This is a genomic window from Paenibacillus sp. FSL M7-1046 (assembly GCF_038007405.1).
Classification (GTDB): Bacteria; Bacillota; Bacilli; order Paenibacillales; family Paenibacillaceae; genus Paenibacillus_AQ.
Window position 1 is genome coordinate 6,565,119 of the sequence record NZ_JBBOXB010000001.1, and the last position, 15,561, is coordinate 6,580,679.

Annotated in this window: 18 protein-coding genes; 5 read left to right on the plus strand and 13 right to left on the minus strand. The window is 41.4% G+C overall.

From position 1 onward, the window contains the following. The first annotated feature begins 166 nt into the window (after nt 1-166). From NYE29_RS29325 to NYE29_RS29335, 3 genes are read left to right on the plus strand one after another with little or no spacing between them, the layout of a single operon-like run. Nucleotides 167-553 carry a GntR family transcriptional regulator gene (locus tag NYE29_RS29325; RefSeq protein WP_340898643.1) on the plus strand — a complete coding sequence of 129 codons (387 nt, stop codon included), beginning with the start codon at nt 167-169 and terminating at the stop codon, nt 551-553. Beyond that, on the plus strand, nt 543-1,406 hold the full coding sequence (locus NYE29_RS29330; protein WP_076109203.1) for an ABC transporter ATP-binding protein: 864 nt from the start codon (nt 543-545) through the stop codon (nt 1,404-1,406). Before NYE29_RS29325 ends, NYE29_RS29330 begins: the two co-directional genes overlap by 11 nt. 1 nt (nt 1,407) lies before the next feature. After that, nucleotides 1,408-2,049 (plus strand): ABC-2 transporter permease, encoded by a 642-nt coding sequence (locus NYE29_RS29335; protein WP_340898644.1) that lies wholly within the window; start codon nt 1,408-1,410, stop codon nt 2,047-2,049. Nucleotides 2,050-2,201: 152 nt separating this feature from the next. On the opposite strand, the gene NYE29_RS29340 is transcribed toward NYE29_RS29335, so the two are convergent. The 7 genes from NYE29_RS29340 to NYE29_RS29370 form a co-directional block, all read right to left on the minus strand. Continuing rightward, nucleotides 2,202-2,783 (minus strand): hypothetical protein, encoded by a 582-nt coding sequence (locus tag NYE29_RS29340; protein ID WP_340898645.1) that lies wholly within the window; start codon nt 2,781-2,783, stop codon nt 2,202-2,204. A gap of 98 nt (nt 2,784-2,881) precedes the next feature. Next, on the minus strand, nt 2,882-3,463 hold the full coding sequence (locus NYE29_RS29345; protein ID WP_340898646.1) for a hypothetical protein: 582 nt from the start codon (nt 3,461-3,463) through the stop codon (nt 2,882-2,884). A 94-nt stretch (nt 3,464-3,557) separates the two neighbouring features. Further along, on the minus strand, nt 3,558-4,139 hold the full coding sequence (locus tag NYE29_RS29350; protein ID WP_340898647.1) for a hypothetical protein: 582 nt from the start codon (nt 4,137-4,139) through the stop codon (nt 3,558-3,560). A 92-nt stretch (nt 4,140-4,231) separates the two neighbouring features. After that, a complete protein-coding gene (locus NYE29_RS29355) occupies nt 4,232-4,813 on the minus strand; it encodes a hypothetical protein (protein WP_076112771.1) in 582 nt (193 codons plus the stop codon). Nucleotides 4,814-4,906: 93 nt separating this feature from the next. Beyond that, complete coding sequence (locus NYE29_RS29360) at nt 4,907-5,542, minus strand: hypothetical protein (RefSeq protein ID WP_076112770.1); 636 nt, start codon at nt 5,540-5,542, stop codon at nt 4,907-4,909. Continuing rightward, nucleotides 5,535-6,905 carry a hypothetical protein gene (locus NYE29_RS29365; protein ID WP_340898648.1) on the minus strand — a complete coding sequence of 457 codons (1,371 nt, stop codon included), beginning with the start codon at nt 6,903-6,905 and terminating at the stop codon, nt 5,535-5,537. The genes NYE29_RS29360 and NYE29_RS29365 overlap by 8 nt, the downstream gene beginning before the upstream one ends. Before the next feature lie 291 nt (nt 6,906-7,196). Continuing rightward, nucleotides 7,197-7,700, minus strand: a complete 504-nt coding sequence (locus NYE29_RS29370) for a hypothetical protein (protein WP_340898649.1) — start codon at nt 7,698-7,700, stop codon at nt 7,197-7,199. 111 nt (nt 7,701-7,811) lie between these two features. On the opposite strand from NYE29_RS29370, the gene NYE29_RS29375 reads away from it, so the two are divergent. Next, nucleotides 7,812-8,279, plus strand: coding sequence for a hypothetical protein (locus tag NYE29_RS29375; protein WP_340898650.1), 468 nt, complete (start codon nt 7,812-7,814; stop codon nt 8,277-8,279). 1 nt (nt 8,280) lies between these two features. On the opposite strand, the gene NYE29_RS29380 is transcribed toward NYE29_RS29375, so the two are convergent. The 6 genes from NYE29_RS29380 to NYE29_RS29405 form a co-directional block, all read right to left on the minus strand. Then, nucleotides 8,281-9,207, minus strand: a complete 927-nt coding sequence (locus tag NYE29_RS29380) for a hypothetical protein (RefSeq protein WP_340898652.1) — start codon at nt 9,205-9,207, stop codon at nt 8,281-8,283. Nucleotides 9,208-9,259: 52 nt separating this feature from the next. Further along, nucleotides 9,260-10,522 carry an AAA family ATPase gene (locus tag NYE29_RS29385; RefSeq protein ID WP_340898653.1) on the minus strand — a complete coding sequence of 421 codons (1,263 nt, stop codon included), beginning with the start codon at nt 10,520-10,522 and terminating at the stop codon, nt 9,260-9,262. Between the two features lie 24 nt (nt 10,523-10,546). Beyond that, nucleotides 10,547-12,091 (minus strand): hypothetical protein, encoded by a 1,545-nt coding sequence (locus NYE29_RS29390; RefSeq protein ID WP_340898654.1) that lies wholly within the window; start codon nt 12,089-12,091, stop codon nt 10,547-10,549. A 5-nt stretch (nt 12,092-12,096) separates the two neighbouring features. After that, nucleotides 12,097-13,326, minus strand: coding sequence for a tetratricopeptide repeat protein (locus NYE29_RS29395; protein WP_340898655.1), 1,230 nt, complete (start codon nt 13,324-13,326; stop codon nt 12,097-12,099). Nucleotides 13,327-13,542: 216 nt separating this feature from the next. Then, nucleotides 13,543-14,187: a hypothetical protein gene (locus NYE29_RS29400; protein WP_340898656.1), complete on the minus strand. Its 645-nt coding sequence runs from the start codon at nt 14,185-14,187 to the stop codon at nt 13,543-13,545. A 92-nt stretch (nt 14,188-14,279) separates the two neighbouring features. Beyond that, a complete protein-coding gene (locus NYE29_RS29405; RefSeq protein WP_340898657.1) occupies nt 14,280-15,014 on the minus strand; it encodes a LuxR C-terminal-related transcriptional regulator in 735 nt (244 codons plus the stop codon). Nucleotides 15,015-15,359: 345 nt separating this feature from the next. Here NYE29_RS29405 and NYE29_RS29410 point away from each other — a divergent pair, with 345 nt between their 5' ends. Next, complete coding sequence (locus tag NYE29_RS29410) at nt 15,360-15,557, plus strand: hypothetical protein (protein WP_340898658.1); 198 nt, start codon at nt 15,360-15,362, stop codon at nt 15,555-15,557. Nucleotides 15,558-15,561: the final 4 nt, after the last annotated feature.

Genomic DNA, 15,561 nt, shown 5'->3' on the forward strand with positions numbered 1-15,561 from the left:
AATAGTTTAATTATTTAATCAGCTACAGCTTTTGGAAAGCAAGGGGACTTACTTCGGGGCCTCTAAAACTTGCACCTTCCTACACAGGAATTATTTACAAAAGCAAGAAGATCAGTTATATTGTACTGGTACATTAAGTACACTGTTCGCGGAAAGGAGGACTTTTTTGGAAATTATTATTAGCAGTAATAGGAATAAGCCCATTTATGAACAGATAACCTCGCAAATAAAAACAATGATTATGAGTGGAGAACTGCAAGCGGGAGACCCTATTCCCTCCATGCGGTCATTAGCAAAATCTATTCAAGTCAGTGTCATTACTGTCCAAAAGGCGTATGAAGATTTGCAGCGGGATGGATTCATTGAAACAACTGTTGGACGTGGAAGTTTCGTATCTGCCCCCAATAAAGATGTCTTTCAAGAAGAGCAACAGAAGAAAATTGAAGAGCACTTAACTATTGCAGCTGAAATTGCCCGAACGAGCGGAATTAAATTGGAAAAGATGGTAGAAATGCTGACTGTCTTTTATGCGGAGGATAAAAATGAATCATAGTCTAGAAATAGCAGGACTAACTAAAAACTATTCTAATTCTGATTTTCATTTAGATAATGTTTCGTTCTCGATTCCTTGTGGAACAATTATGGGGTTTGTTGGTGAAAATGGAGCTGGAAAAACAACGACCATTAAATCCATATTGAACACAGTTAAAAAAGATAGTGGAACGATTAAAATTTTGGGTCAGGTTATGACAGACAAAGACATAGGAATTCGTGAAGACATAGGAGTTGTCTTTGATGCTGCGAGTTTTTCAGGTGTTGTGACACCCAATAAACTTGCAAAGGTTATGGGCGGAATTTACAAACAATGGAATCAGGGTTTCTTTTTAAATATCACGAGCAAGTTTGACCTTCCTATGGATAGAAAGATCAAGGAATTTTCACGAGGAATGACAATGAAGCTTGCTATTGCAGTCGCATTATCACATCATCCCAAGTTACTTATTTTAGATGAGGCAACTTCCGGTTTAGACCCCATTACCAGAGAAGAAATTTTGGAGGTTTTTCTGGAGTTCGTGGAGGATGAAAGCCATTCAATCCTTATGTCTTCCCATATCACAAGTGACTTGGAAAAAATCGCTGATTTTATAACCTTTATTCATCAAGGAAAAATTATCCTTACTGCGAAGAAAGATGATTTGATTTATGGATACGGAGTGGCCCGCTGCAAAATAGATCAGTTCAATCGTATTGATAAAGCCGATAGACTTGCGTACAGAGTAAAGAATTTTCAAACAGACGTTCTTGTAAAAGATAAAAAAGAGTTTGAGCGAAAATATGACGGTATTATTGTTGACAATGTATCTATTGATGAAATTATGCTGCTCCTGGTAAAGGGGGAGGAATAACGTGCAAGGGTTACTGTTGAACAATTTTTATTCCATGCAGAACAACATAAAGACATCCTTTGGAATAGCTTTATGTTTGTTGTTTGTTTCTTTTGTGGCAGGCGATACGTCTGTACTTAATGCGGTCATTGCTGCACAGATTATGGTTTTCCCTGTGAATGTAGGTGCTTCTCTGCAGATCGATGAAGCATCTAAATGGAGTAGGATAGAAATTACGTTGCCAATAAAAAGGAAAACTATTATCGATGCCAAATACATTTCATTTATCATGTTGATATTAATGGGTACTGCAATCAGCTTATTTACTCCGGTTCTTTTCTATTTAAAAGATTTAGATACTACCAGTTATTTGAATTTGTCATCTGGGTATACTATGGGCCTGTCACTCTCTATTTCAACAATTTCCATTTTATATCCGGTTATTTTAAGATTCGGAGTTGAGAAAAGTGAGATGATGATTTTTGTGTCGTCAGGCTTGTCAGTGGTTATCCGAATTGTGGTGTGGGTTCTTCTAAGAATGGTATGGGATAATGTAAATTTTAATGGCAGCGAGGTAGGAATTGCCTCTTTAATTGTTGCGGTTGTAATGTTTGTGGCATCTTATCTCCTATCGGTACAGATACATAGGAATAAGGAATTTTAGTTCTTTGGATAAGCTTGTTTGCTGGAATTTTTATAAGTTTTTTAACCATTATATTTATCGGCATAACGAGCTCGCGTAGGACGCGGGCCGTTGTGCTGGAAATAAAACCGCACTTCAACTAAAATCACGGAAATACGGTCTTATCCTGCTTTTTAGTACCGATAATACTCTGGCAGCAGATCCCTGCCTTCTTTCACACTTCTATTCACTATATCGATTAACTCTTCCATCGTTCCGGAGATCACCTCGGTAGGAATAGCATCACCAAAATGTTCATTGTATAGAGTGTTTAAATACCGAAACTCTTTTGTATCTATATTATTCAAAGCTTCGGTCCAGCCATAATATTTGGGTAACAAATTATAGCCATAATTACTACTTTCCTTAACCTTATAACGCAGACCTTCTATTGTCTCTGTCTTAGGGATTTTATATTCACTTAAGACACCATAATGCTCACTATACTCTTTCAAAATATTCTTGTATTCCTCTGATTCCAACATATCCCATACCAATTGATCTTCCGATGTCTGTATCAATTCATTCACTTTATGAAAATAAAAATCTATCTGTTTTTCCTTCGCTCTTAGCGATTCCTCCAGTTCCTTACGTTCAGCCACTTCCCCAGATAAACGAACTTCCTGCCTGGAGTGGCTATACCATAACCAACCGCTGGTTGTTATTAAGACGATGAACACAATTATTTCACAATACTTCCATTTCCTCTTGGTCATGAGCTCCCTCCAGTAACTCTTTGAATCTCTAATAGAAGAATAAAAATAAAACCACACTTCCAGAAAAATCCACGAAAATATGGTCTTACGCTGTTTTTTTAGTACCGATAATACTCTGGCAGCAGATTTCGGTCTTCTTTCACACTTTTGTTCACTATATCGATTAACTCTTCTGTCGTTCCGTAGATTTCCTCTGTAGGGATAGCATCATTAAAATTTTCTCTAAAGAGAGCATCCGTTTCCTCAAAATCTTTTGTTTGCAAACTCATTAAAACATTGGTCCATCCATAGTACTCGGGTAACAAATCATAATCCTCAGTTATACTCTCATCGACCTTGTACCTAAATCCACCCAACGTCTCAGTCTTGGGAATATCATATTCATCAATGATTCCATAATGCTTTATGTACTTCGCAAGAACAGCTTTGTATTCTTCCGATTCTAATACATCCCACACCAATTGATCTTCCGATGTCTGTATCAATTTATTCACTTTACGAAAATAAAAATCTATCTGTTTATCCTTCGCTCTTAATGATTCCTCCAGTTCCTTACGTTCAGCCGCTTCCCCAGATAAACGAACCTCCTGCCTGGAGTGGCTATACCATAACCAACCGCTAATTGTTATTAAGACGATGAACACAATTATTCCACAATACTTCCATTTCCTCTTACTCATGCACGCCTCCAGTAACTCTTCGGATCTCTAATAGAAGAATAAAAATAAAACCACACTTCCAGAAAAAACCACGGAAATATGGTCTTACGCTGCTTTAATATCGATAATACTCTGGCAGCAAATCCCTGCCTTCTTTTACACTTCTATTCACTATATCGATTAACTCTTCCATCGTTCCGTAGATCACCTCGGTAGGAATATCCTCACCAAAATGTTCATCATATAAAGTGTTCAGATCTCGAAACTCTTTCGTAGCCATATTCATCAAAGCTTCGGTCCAGCCATAATACTTGGGCAACAAATCATACCCCTCAGCTATACTCTCCTCGACTTTGTACCTGAACCCGCCCAAAGTCTCAGTCTTGGGAATAATATACTCATCAATGATACCGTATTGCTTTATGTACTTTTCAAGAACAGCTTTGTATTCTTCCGATTCTAATACATCCCACACCAATTGATCTTCCGATGTCTGTATCAATTCATTCACTTTACGAAAATAAAAATCTATCTGTTTGTCCTTCGCTCTTAGCGATTGCTCCAGTTCCTTACGTTCAGCCGCTTCCCCAGATAAACGAACTTCCTGCCTGGAGTGGCTATACCATAACCAACCGCTGGTTGTTATTAAGACGATGAACACAATTACTCCACAATACTTCCATTTCCTCTTGGTCATGCACGCCCTCCAGTAACTCTTTCAATCTCTTATAGAATAAAATAAAACCGTATTTCCAGCTAAAGTTACGGAAATACGGTCTTACCTGCTTTTTAGAGTCCATAATACTCCGGCAGTAAATTCCGGCCTTCTTTTACACTTTTATTCACTATATCGATTAACTCTTCCATAGTTCCGTATATCTGCTCGGTAGGTATACCCTCACCAAAATGTTCATTGTATAGGGTGGTCAGATCTCGAAACTCTTTCGTATCCAAACTCATCAAGACGTTGGTCCATCCATAATATTTAGGTAACAGATTATAACCCTCAGCAATGCTTTCTCGTACCTTGTATCGGTATCCTCCAAGAGTTTCAGTTTTGGGTATGCCGTCCTCGTCCATGTAGCCGTACTGTTTATTATATTCTTCTAGAATCTCCTTGTATTCTTCCGTATCCAGCATATCCCACACCAATTGATCTTTCGACGTATGTATCAATTCATTCACTTTACGAAAATAAAAATCGATCTGTTTATCCTTCGCTCTTAATGATTCCTCCAGTTCCTTACGTTCAGCCACTTCCCCAGATAAACGAACTTCCGGCCTGGAGTGGCTATACCATAACCAACCGCTGGTTGTTATTAAGACGATGAACACAATTACTCCACAACACTTCCATTTCCTCTTAGTCATGTACGCCCTCCAGCAACTCTTTCAATCTCTAATAGAATAAAATAAAACCGTATTTCCAGCTAAAGTTACGGAAATACGGACTTATGCTACCGTTTAGTATCGATAATACTCTGGCAGCAGATCCCTGCCTTCTTTCACACTTCTATTCACTATATCGATTAACTCTTCCATCGTTCCGGAGATCACCGCTGTAGGAATAACATCACCAAAATGTTCATTGTATAGGGTGTTCAAATCTCGAAACTCTTTCGTATCTATATTCATCAACGCTTTGGTCCAGCCATAATACTTGGGTAACAAATCATAACCCTCAGTGATACTCTCCTTGACCTTGTACCTGAATCCTCCTAACGTCTCAGTCTTAGGAATAAAGTATTCACTAATGACACCATAATGCTTATTGTACTCCTCAAGAACAGCTTTGTATTCTTCCGATTCCAATACATCCCATACCAATTGATCTTCCATATGTAGATCCTTCTCTCCTTTTATTGGATTATCATTTAATTCACTTTGATTCAATTCGTGTATCAATTCATTCACTTCATGAAAATAAAAATCCACCTGCTTCTCTTTCGCTCTTAGCGATTCCGCTAGTTTCTTACGTTCAGCCGCTTCCCCAGATAAACGAACTTCCGGCCTGGAGTGGCTATACCATAACCAACCGCTGCTTGTAATTAAGACGATGAACACAATTATTCCACAATATATCCATTTCCTCTTAGACATGAACTCCCTCCAGTAACTCTTCAAATCTCTTATAGGCAGTTGGGAAATACTTTCTAAAATTAGCACGCCTATTTGGGTCAAATTGAGCTTCATAACAATGAGCGAAAGCTTCTATGTATATTTTGTCAGGATTCTCTGTCCAATATTTCTCAGGATGTTGCCAATTACCTATAATTCGCTCCGTGCTTTTATTTACTTTTACTATGCTTAATCCACTATATAGATCAGATACCGCAGAAAGATTATTTGACATTAATTCCTTACTTATTATCTTGTATAATTCCTTGTAATCAATCAATGGTTTTTCCTTCCCATTCCAATAATTTGGATTCATAATATCTTCCAGCCTTATTTTGATGTTACCTAGCATCGGTATAAGTTTAGGATCTAGCTCACTTAAGTACATAGCATTTGCACGGGATTCCATTATATTCTTAAAATCAGCTCTTAGATTTTCCCGGAAGGTCTTATCATCAGATAAATCGCCTGCAGCATGATCAATGTAATGTCCATACTCATGAAAGAAAATTACACCTATACCTTGTTTAGAGAAGTCATCATCAATATTCAGAAAAACGGTCTTTTTAGAATCACGATAATAGGAACCATCATCATCCCCAGTGAGTTCTTTCAATGAGTCATCTTCCACATATTTCAATAACAATTCCTGCGCAATAGGTGTGCCCTTCATATATCGTTTAATCACTTCTTTAAGATATGTATCATGATCTGCCATCCCGGAAAAAGTCCCCATCTTCTTAATGAACAGGGCTTCAATAAGCTCTTTTCTCGTAGGTGCGGCTCCCGAGGTTGCATCCACAGGTTCGGGTATCCTTATCTTCAGGAGATCATAATACGCCGGGGGCTTCGGAGGAAATGCGTTAGGTAATAGTGGAGTAAACACTTTTGCAGCGTCTGCCTGTTCTTGCTCACCAAAATTGATCTTGCCCTGTTCACCCCGTTTTTGGCCTAAGGTTAAGTGAAAGCTGCCTGTACCGCTGTAGTTGTCATAATTCTCTTCATAATTAAGTACATAGGCTTTGGTAAAGTTCAATTCACGTACAATCTGTTCTCCTTTCTCATAGACAATAGACACCTTCCGGTAAAAATCCGCTTCGGGAGCATAGGGTAAATACGCCCACTTGGTGAGTTCCAAAATACTTTTTTGAGTAGTCCGCTGTTCACTCCTAAGGGAAGGTTCTATTCTTCCGACTATTCTCAGGACATACCCCGTATCCCCTGTTCTTGCCATCGCATTCCCAATAGTATTGTGTAGATATTCGGTAGATACTAACGATTCTTCATACAATTCAATGATGTTGTCTTCTGTATCCAGCCCTTCAATTCTCATGGAAAGTCCCATCAATCCACCTCGATTCGCCAGTTTTTCACTTATCTCCTCAAGACAAAAGAACCATTTTTTCCTTTATTATGTATATCGGTTACAAAATATTTTTTCATTATATTCCATATAAACAATAAAATTCTTCCGCAGCAATGGGAAGCCCCCGTTTGTGAGACTGGGATCAAAACACCTTACAAGTCAAAGAAGCCAGTCGCCGGAAGTGGCGACTGGCTATTTAGTTTCGCTTGAATCCGATTGAGTTATTAGGGCGGGGACATTAACAGCGAGCAGCTTGATAAACTCTGCCTCTCACTCGAAAAACCCCAAAAACTCTTCAATCGAATCCGCTAGAACACCGTTTGGATTTTCGTCATAAGTGTCAAAATAACCGTAACCGCAATCAATCCACTCAACCTTGCCTGTGTCATTATTAAGGAGGATACAAATATCTCCGATGTTGACAAACAAGGAACCGATCATCATCCGTTTGCCAAAATCATTGCCGCCGGTCCATTCACGAAACCCATATGCAATAAAATCGGCAAGCTCTTTTTCCGAGCCGGGCATACTCAACATGACCTCGCAGTTTCCTTCACAATTGTTGAACGAAAACCAAGTATCCCAGCGAGTTCCTTGCGGTTTGATATGGACTTTCTCTCTGAGATTCAAAACACCGCTGGCCCCCTTCCCAAATGAACGTGTATAAAAGCTTTTTATGCCCTCGCATAGTGGAAATCCAACCTTCTGCTCGGCCTCCGTAAAATCAATCGCCAGGCTCCCGCGTTCTTTTTTTGACAAATTAGTTAGTTTCATCATATTTCCTCCCATGAGTAATTAATGCCTCTGCAGTATGGACCCTCCCTTTACAAGCAAACCTTGTTCTCTTACACTTGAAGGTACTGTGAAATAAAAGGAGGAAGCAGATTGGAGCAACAATTTTTAATAATGGCACCTTTATCTGAACTGGCTTATTGGCCGGATGAAAATGCGGAAGAATATTTGGTACATCCTAACTTTCAGAACATCATGGACGCTCTGGACATTACAATCCCTTTCCATGACATTTATGAATATGCTCTGGAACAGCCTGTCCATACTGGTCATGTGCTTAAATATGTCCATAAGGATCAACCTGGAACTTACATTATCCTGGACACCTATCAAGATCCGATTGACCAGTTGGGCATGGTACAGTTCGGATGGCGCACTACCAGTAATCACAAGCTGATTCAGCAGTTGTCCCGAAAACTTTATGATGAGTGCGAACACAAAGTCTTTTACCATGAAGGCCAATCTGTACTCTATAAGCTGACAAGACCTGAGCAATATCCCCTTACCCTCCGTTATGGAGACAGAATATTTCAACAGGAGCTTAAAATCTACCAGGTATAGACTACAGCCTCACAATCCGCCGGTAATGCAGCTGATCGAGCCAATCCAACCATTCCTGTTCGTCTTCATGATGGTCATGGTAATATACAGCCGTTGTCAAATAACTGAAAAACTCGCCCTGACCGCCGCTCTGAATAACCATTCCGTCGCCTCCTTTGCCAATCGACCCGCCGTCTGCAGTCCTCGTCAGCTCCTTCTGATATGGATCTCCCAGAAAGTAAAGCCCGAAAGCGTTCGGCGGCTCAAGATGCATGGAATCGTTCATTCCGTTCCCCCATGGGAACAAGGTCCGGCAGCCAGCGCCATACAAATACTCCCACTCGTCTTCAGTCGGAATATCGAAGCCCCGATTCAATGTGTAATCGGCCCATTCCTCGAAATCCTCACTTTCATTGAACAGATAAATGCGGATCTGTTCACCATCACGATCCAGACGATAGGAAGGATAGTATTCGCGGTTTCCGTTAGAGTTGTTCTTGAACGTATCCAACCGCTCGAACAGCTCGGCGTGTCTCTCTGCATCCAGTTCCCGGGCAGCCACTTCAGTCCAGCCAACAGACTGGGTATTACGTTCTACCAATATCGGCTGGATGACAGCGTTTCTGACTGGAGTCATTATTCCGCGCAGCCTCTCCTCCACCTTCTTGGACGCCACCCCGATTAGCGAAAAACTTTCTTCCATTATCCTGGAGGCTGTACTGTCCGGCTCCCCGGACCATCCGTCCCAGCCCAAGGTTACCTCGTTGCCGGGAACAAATACAAATTCGACCCCTTCATAGGCGCACACTCCCGTTTCCAAACTCTGCCCATAACGTTCAAAGCGCTCCAGCCGACAGAACGAAAAGCCTTTCGGCAGCCGTTCCTGCAGCATTTGTTGTTTTTCAGGCCCGGATAACCGGCTCCACGCCATATGATTCAATGTAACCATCTGATTGTCCCCTCTCATAATAAATGCCAATCTGCTCTCAGGAAAACCCAGTTTATATACGTCGTCCAAATTTTTTCAAATATTCCTCCACGTCATTATAAATGCCGGATTGGTTGGAGTATTTCACATAATTCTTAGCTGTCCGCAGCCATTCCATAGTTGAAGGCCGGACTTCTTGCAGAACAGCCTCGACATCCGACATCCTGATAGGCCGTTCGACTCCTGTCTCCAGGATCTCTTCCAGCACCTGTTCGGCAGCTCTTTCGCACAGATTCTCAATATCGGCTCCGGAGAAAAATTCAGTTTTCGCTGCCAATGAAGGGATGTCAATTCCCTCCATATAGCGATCAGCAAGTTTAAGCCTGAAGATTTGCTCACGGGCTTCCTCGTCCGGCGGGGCAACAAACACCAAGCGATCGAACCGTCCGGGCCGTTTCAGTGCGCTGTCTACATCCCATGGCATATTGGTTGCACCAATCACCAGAATCTGATCTGTATTGGTATCGATTCCTTCCATTTCGGTCAGAAAAGTATCAATTACTCCCCGCATACTGGAGGAAGATTTGGACCGGTTATATCCCAGCGTATCAATCTCATCGAAAAACATAATGCTTGGCTTCCGGGAACGTGCTTTGTCAAAGAGATCCTTCAGGTTCTGCTCACTGACTCCAATATAGGGGTCGAGAATATCCGTAATGCTGACCGGAATAAAATTGGCCTGACACTCACCGGCTGTAGCTCTTGTAATAAAGGTTTTTCCACAGCCAGGGGGGCCGTACAACAAAACACCTCCACCTGCTTTTTTACGGAACTTGGAGAACAGACTTTGATTTTGAAAGGGACTGATAATCCGAAGCTGAATGGTTTTCTTAAGCTTGTGAAGTCCGGCAACATCATTAAATTTAATCGGGGCAGGCCCTCTCTGCGCTGATACTGCGTTGTCCTTGCCGCCTGAGAAGACGGTCAGCCCGGCGCGCCCGGAATGTACCTGCTGCTCCTTATTCTCAAGGGTCAGGTCTTCATTCTCGAACGTTTCAATTTCCGGTTCGGCAACAAACCCGGACGCTGCGGAAATATTATTCTCTAAACTTGCGACGGGAGAGCCTGCCTGAAGACTTGAGGTGATTGAAGATATCGCTTGAATCAATGCAAGCCGCTGAGTTTCCTGCTGACTAACTGCCAGTGCAGCACTATAAATTTGCAGCGCCTCTAGGGCTTGTCCACGCTGTTCCAATTCCTGGCCCAACCAATAATGGGCTTCTGCATCTTCAGGATGGAGAAGTACTATAGTTTGCAGCCATTTTAATTTATCCATATTCGTCCTCTTCTTTTATGTAATTTATAATAACGCTTCTTCAACCGTTTGCCATGAAGGAACGCCGTAGCTCCATAATCTGATTAAGTCTGGATCAAGCTGTCTGCTGTCTCTCGCCCATTGAAGCTCTTCAGTAGTGTGCAAGCCCTTCAGCATACCGTCCTCGACAACAATCCAACGCTTGGAATCCGCATGCGCACCTCTAACCGGCAAACTCCATGGCTCCGTATAGGTTGGATCATAGGGATACTCTATACCTTCTGGAACTGTACAAAGACAACTGATATAAAAGCGGATATCCTCAAGCAGACTGGCAAATTTCCGCGGATGGACGAAAGAATATTTATATTCGCCGATAAGCAGAAAACGTGATTTGGAATTGTCTATCGGAGCCAGTGCTAAATTGTCGTAACTGATAAAGGCATCCGGAAAGAGATGGTCAAAAGGCTCGCGAATATAGATACCAATGTCCGTGATAACCACGCCATATTCTTCTTTTTTGCCTAATGCGGTTCTAAAATGCGCGATTACTTTTTCGTTCTTACTAAGGCGGAAGGCCTCACGATTCAAAAACTTCTCATCCAGAGGATGTTTCGGATAAAACTCGGAAATGAAGAACTTATGCTTTTTACAGATATATTCTAGGAAAAGAGCATCTGCTATGAGTCCGTCATTCTCAGGTAGTTCAGCCCGCCCGATTAGATCAATAACCCATTTCTTAGGAGCGCTTGATGATCCCTGTTCTTCCGCTTTTTGGGCAGCTATACGGGACAGGCTTTGCAGTATCATTATGAGTTCCTCTACAGAAAGCTCACAATCGGTTAAATCATAAGCTGTCGTACCGATGTTCAGCGCAATTTTGTCATTTACTCTAGAGAGGTGGCTTCCCGCCACTAACTCCCATGGAATACATTCGACCGCACTCCAGAGTGCTTTCCAGTATATGCATGTCTCAGTAATCAGAATTCCGTCTTTCACTTTACCTGGCTTGGAGAAGCTTAGAAATATTATGGTTGAATGTTGTTGATAACCCGGGAATCTGTCCTGAAGATCATTTTCACTGATGCAATTGTAATCAAACGGGGCGAGATAGCTCCTATTCCCAACATATTCTGAGCAGACGGCTCTCATCTGGTCCACAATGGGCTGAGCTGAAAGCTCCCTCTGCGCCTCTGTATTAATAACCATTGAACGGCTGGATTCCAGTAATTGTACTATCTGGTCGTTGGATACATCAGAGTGCGAGAAATAAAGAATTAAGCTTCCCAAGGTGATGCTATGTTTGTTACGCCGCTTAATAGGCCCTATATCAGCCATCCTTCTCCAGGAAATACGCTTTTCACTTCGACCACTCTTATAATACATAGCCACCGGTGTCAGCAAAATTCCGTTCTTATTCGAGAATAATCCGCTATCCATATAGATTAGCAATCGCTCGTTATCTTGGATATTGAACACATCTATCAGCTGCCTTGATCGTTCCTGAAGCAGGTTGCCTTTGTATATTTTGGGCCCGGAGAACGGATCAAGCAATTCTATTAATTTCTCTTCTATATTATGTATTTGCATAGATTTCACACCAGCCTATTGAGTTGAGCATCTTGCTGCCGTCTTGCTTTAGGGATCGTGTAGAAGCTTAACGTGAACATTAGTGTTTTTAACAGCGTAATAATGACAAGCTTCACAGGGAGTATGATACATCGCTTAAGAAATGGAACCAAATTCCGTTCTGCCACGCTCATCTGCGAGAGTTCTTTCAGCCAGCCTTCGATGTAAGGATTTCCAGGCCATTTACGGTTCAGACGCTTGAAGTAATAGTACGCAGTAGGATAATGTTTGGCGTCAAAATGAGCTTTGCCATACATCAGATGAACCTCCAGTTCTTCGGGCATCAGGCGCAAATACGCCTTGAGTTGTCTAATCGGCTGCACTTTGCCCTCCTCCAGCAATATTTTAGAGAATTGCAGCTGGTGTTCCGCATGTGGTGCCACTTTTGTTTTGAGATGATAGGATCGCCTGAGGTTTTTGAAAAAGTGTTCCTTCTGTGTTTCATAGATGTGGAGTTGTTCTTTTGCCATCAAGGCAATTTCCTGGTTAGGATCAAACATAAGAGCTAATTCGCAATGTTCTCTAGCTTCCTTGACCCGATTTTCCTGGAGCAGAAAGATTGCATAGCTTCCATTTGTCTCTGCATTTTGCGGCTCTAGTTGAAGTGCATGGCGATACTGCTGTTCCGCTTCCTCAGTTCTGAATAACATAAAATATATAGCTCCAAGCTTCACATGATGCTCGGCAACATCTGGATCAAGCTGGATGGCCAGATTGATTTCCTGCACCGCTTCTTCAGCTGATTTCAACAAATGAGGATTAATGACAGGCCTGCTGAAAAAGTTGGGGCGGATAAATTGGCTCATCTTGAATTGAATAGTAAACTGGAGGGAGAATTTATTGATGATATTCCCGGCCTTGGCGAAATGAAATTCGGCTATTTCCGGATCCAGGCGAAGACATTGCTCCAGATATGCAGCCTGCTCATCCCATTGCTGTAAATCTTGATGAATCTCACTAAGCAGGAATAAGATCCATTCATCTGCCGGTGCTTGTGACAACGCCTGCAAGCCAACATCAAGAGCTTCTTCGTTCCGGTCCAGCATATACAGGGTCCGTGAGAGGTAGTACAACGCTTTTGAATCTGTTGGTTGTGTCTCCAGAATTTGATAGGCAAGCTGTTCAGCGGCTATGTATTTTCCACTATCATGCAAAACAACTAATTCGTTCATTAACGATTGATGTTCTCTCTCCACATTTAAATCCTCCTATATCTTGGATGCTATTTAATATTTCGACATTCCACTCCTATTCTATAAATAATTATTCAAGAAATAAGCCGCTAATGATCCAAAAACACAGAGCAGCGATTCTCCGGTAACAGGAGAATCGCTGCTCTGTGTTTTATTACGGTTCGGAGTATGTAGAGGGCCTGGCTCCACTCGTAGAAGATCTACTTATAGGCCAGCCTGTTATTTAAACGATACAGATTCCAAAATCTTATCCGTTTCAGCCTTCGACGCATCATCTACGTATGTAAGAATAAAGTTGAATGAATAGCCTTCAATTAGTGTGCTGTAATATTCTTGTGTGACTACTCCCAAGTCTCCGTTATCAATGGTACCTTTCAACATGTCCATATCTTTGCCACCGACTTTTACCGTCGTGATTTCTGTAAATTCATACGGCAGCTGGCTTGCCTTCGCCTGCTTTATATAAGCTTCCAGATAGTCCTTACCGTCCTTAATACCTTGGAGCATGCTTAACTTCTCGGCAACAGAGACAATGGAAGGTCCTACTTCACCTGAGTCTAACGAAAATTTGGAAGCCATCAACAGGTTAAGTGTTTTGGTCTTTGCCAGATCAAGCTTTTTCTTCTTATCTGCATTATCACCGGCAACAATTTCCATGCCAGCTTCCATAGTCTCCATCATCTCGTCTGCGCTCTGGTAAACCCATTCTTTTGGAAAATTAAGAGACACACCGAAGTAATCATTCTTATATGTACCACTCTCAGTCACACCTAAGCTAACCTCTTTTTCTTTCCCCCCGCATGCCGTAACCATCATCAGCATTAACACTATTACCATTGATAATAACCCAACTTTTTTCTTCATAATACCCTCCTGATGTTTCTCTCTTTTTTAAACACCAGATAATATTAGCATGCGGTCCCATCATTTCCCACTATATAAAACTATAGGGAGTGCTAAAACAATGACATCCGGGTCGCGACAGAAACAGCTTCTGAGCTGGATCGAACATCCAGCTTATCAAAAATAATTTTCTTGTGATGATTCACTGTACTCTCTTTAATTTTTAATTCCGAGGCAATCGCTTTTCCTGTCAGTCCCTGAGAAATCAGTTCGAGTACGTTTAATTGACGTTCACTTAGTTGTGCTGAAAGCTGTCCAGCGGCTTGATTTACAAGCTGGTCCTGGTAATTGATCAACATATCTGCCGGAATCAGCTTGGCAATCGCGATCAGTTCACTTTTCATATCAGCATTAATTGTGGAAACATCGAGATAACCAATAATTTCTTGATTAACAATTAAAGGAATCGAAAAACAATGCCAATCTTTAAAAAAAGGGTTCTCATGATCTTCAGGTGGTAAATAAACGGGACAGCCTTGGGCAATGGCCTCTGATATTGCATTTACACCACAATGATCCTCTGTAAAAAGCATCCCTAAGTGAATAGGGGACCTGCTCACTGTTCTCTCCAAGTTAGAGCTGTAATCCATCGCGAGCAGAACTCCCTCCTCATCTGTAAGAAGAAATAAAAATGTGCCGGAAAGATGTTCTTTAATATTGAAAATACAGTCTTGGAAAACTTCAATTAAAAGTTGATTCGGAGCACTTCTCCGGATAAATTGCTGCGTATTCGATAGCAAGCAGTCTTCTTTTCCAAGTCTGCCAGATGTATCGATGATATTAATCATTACTATATTTCTCCTTCCGTATATGCTCATCCAGATTGTGGATATTCCTTTAATACTTATCGGAATAACTGAAGGAGAACTTAAATTTTATGAACAACGCTTGCGGAGAATGCAAAAAAGCCGCCAAGGTTCTGGCGGCGTAAAGTTATACGTTAACGAAATAATAAAACTTGAACAATTATGTGGGGGGTAGCCCATACTGCCAAATAAAACGATATCTAAAAAAGCCATGGATACATATTAGTTTATAAAAAAATACAATATAAGTCTATTACTTTTTTTGTATAAATTGTATGTTATATAAGCGGCCGCGGCGCAAAATGAAGAATGAAGGGAGAGCACTACATGATTACGCTCAGAAAAATCACGCTGGAAAACCGGCGGTCCATCTTTAATCTGGAGGTTTCAGAAGACCAACGCCGTTATGTTGCGTCCAATCTGTCAAGTATGGCTTCCGTCGCCCAAAAGCTATATGAAAGTTTCGGCTTCCGTGACAACGGCGAAATCTGTAACAACGAATTAGTAGCCGTATTGCAAATCTGAAATG

What these genes read in the sequence shown, in the direction of transcription:
- NYE29_RS29340 (WP_340898645.1), bottom strand. Translation starts at nt 2,783, where the DNA reads ATGACCAAGAGGAAATGGAAGTATTGTGAAATAATTGTGTTCATCGTC.
- NYE29_RS29370 (WP_340898649.1), bottom strand. Translation starts at nt 7,700, where the DNA reads ATGAAACTAACTAATTTGTCAAAAAAAGAACGCGGGAGCCTGGCGATT.
- NYE29_RS29345 (WP_340898646.1), bottom strand. Translation starts at nt 3,463, where the DNA reads ATGAGTAAGAGGAAATGGAAGTATTGTGGAATAATTGTGTTCATCGTC.
- NYE29_RS29390 (WP_340898654.1), bottom strand. Translation starts at nt 12,091, where the DNA reads ATGCAAATACATAATATAGAAGAGAAATTAATAGAATTGCTTGATCCG.
- NYE29_RS29355 (WP_076112771.1), bottom strand. Translation starts at nt 4,813, where the DNA reads ATGACTAAGAGGAAATGGAAGTGTTGTGGAGTAATTGTGTTCATCGTC.
- NYE29_RS29385 (WP_340898653.1), bottom strand. Translation starts at nt 10,522, where the DNA reads ATGGATAAATTAAAATGGCTGCAAACTATAGTACTTCTCCATCCTGAA.
- NYE29_RS29360 (WP_076112770.1), bottom strand. Translation starts at nt 5,542, where the DNA reads ATGTCTAAGAGGAAATGGATATATTGTGGAATAATTGTGTTCATCGTC.
- NYE29_RS29410 (WP_340898658.1), top strand. Translation starts at nt 15,360, where the DNA reads ATGATTACGCTCAGAAAAATCACGCTGGAAAACCGGCGGTCCATCTTT.
- NYE29_RS29350 (WP_340898647.1), bottom strand. Translation starts at nt 4,139, where the DNA reads ATGACCAAGAGGAAATGGAAGTATTGTGGAGTAATTGTGTTCATCGTC.
- NYE29_RS29330 (WP_076109203.1), top strand. Translation starts at nt 543, where the DNA reads ATGAATCATAGTCTAGAAATAGCAGGACTAACTAAAAACTATTCTAAT.
- NYE29_RS29405 (WP_340898657.1), bottom strand. Translation starts at nt 15,014, where the DNA reads ATGATTAATATCATCGATACATCTGGCAGACTTGGAAAAGAAGACTGC.
- NYE29_RS29365 (WP_340898648.1), bottom strand. Translation starts at nt 6,905, where the DNA reads ATGGGACTTTCCATGAGAATTGAAGGGCTGGATACAGAAGACAACATC.
- NYE29_RS29400 (WP_340898656.1), bottom strand. Translation starts at nt 14,187, where the DNA reads ATGAAGAAAAAAGTTGGGTTATTATCAATGGTAATAGTGTTAATGCTG.
- NYE29_RS29380 (WP_340898652.1), bottom strand. Translation starts at nt 9,207, where the DNA reads ATGGTTACATTGAATCATATGGCGTGGAGCCGGTTATCCGGGCCTGAA.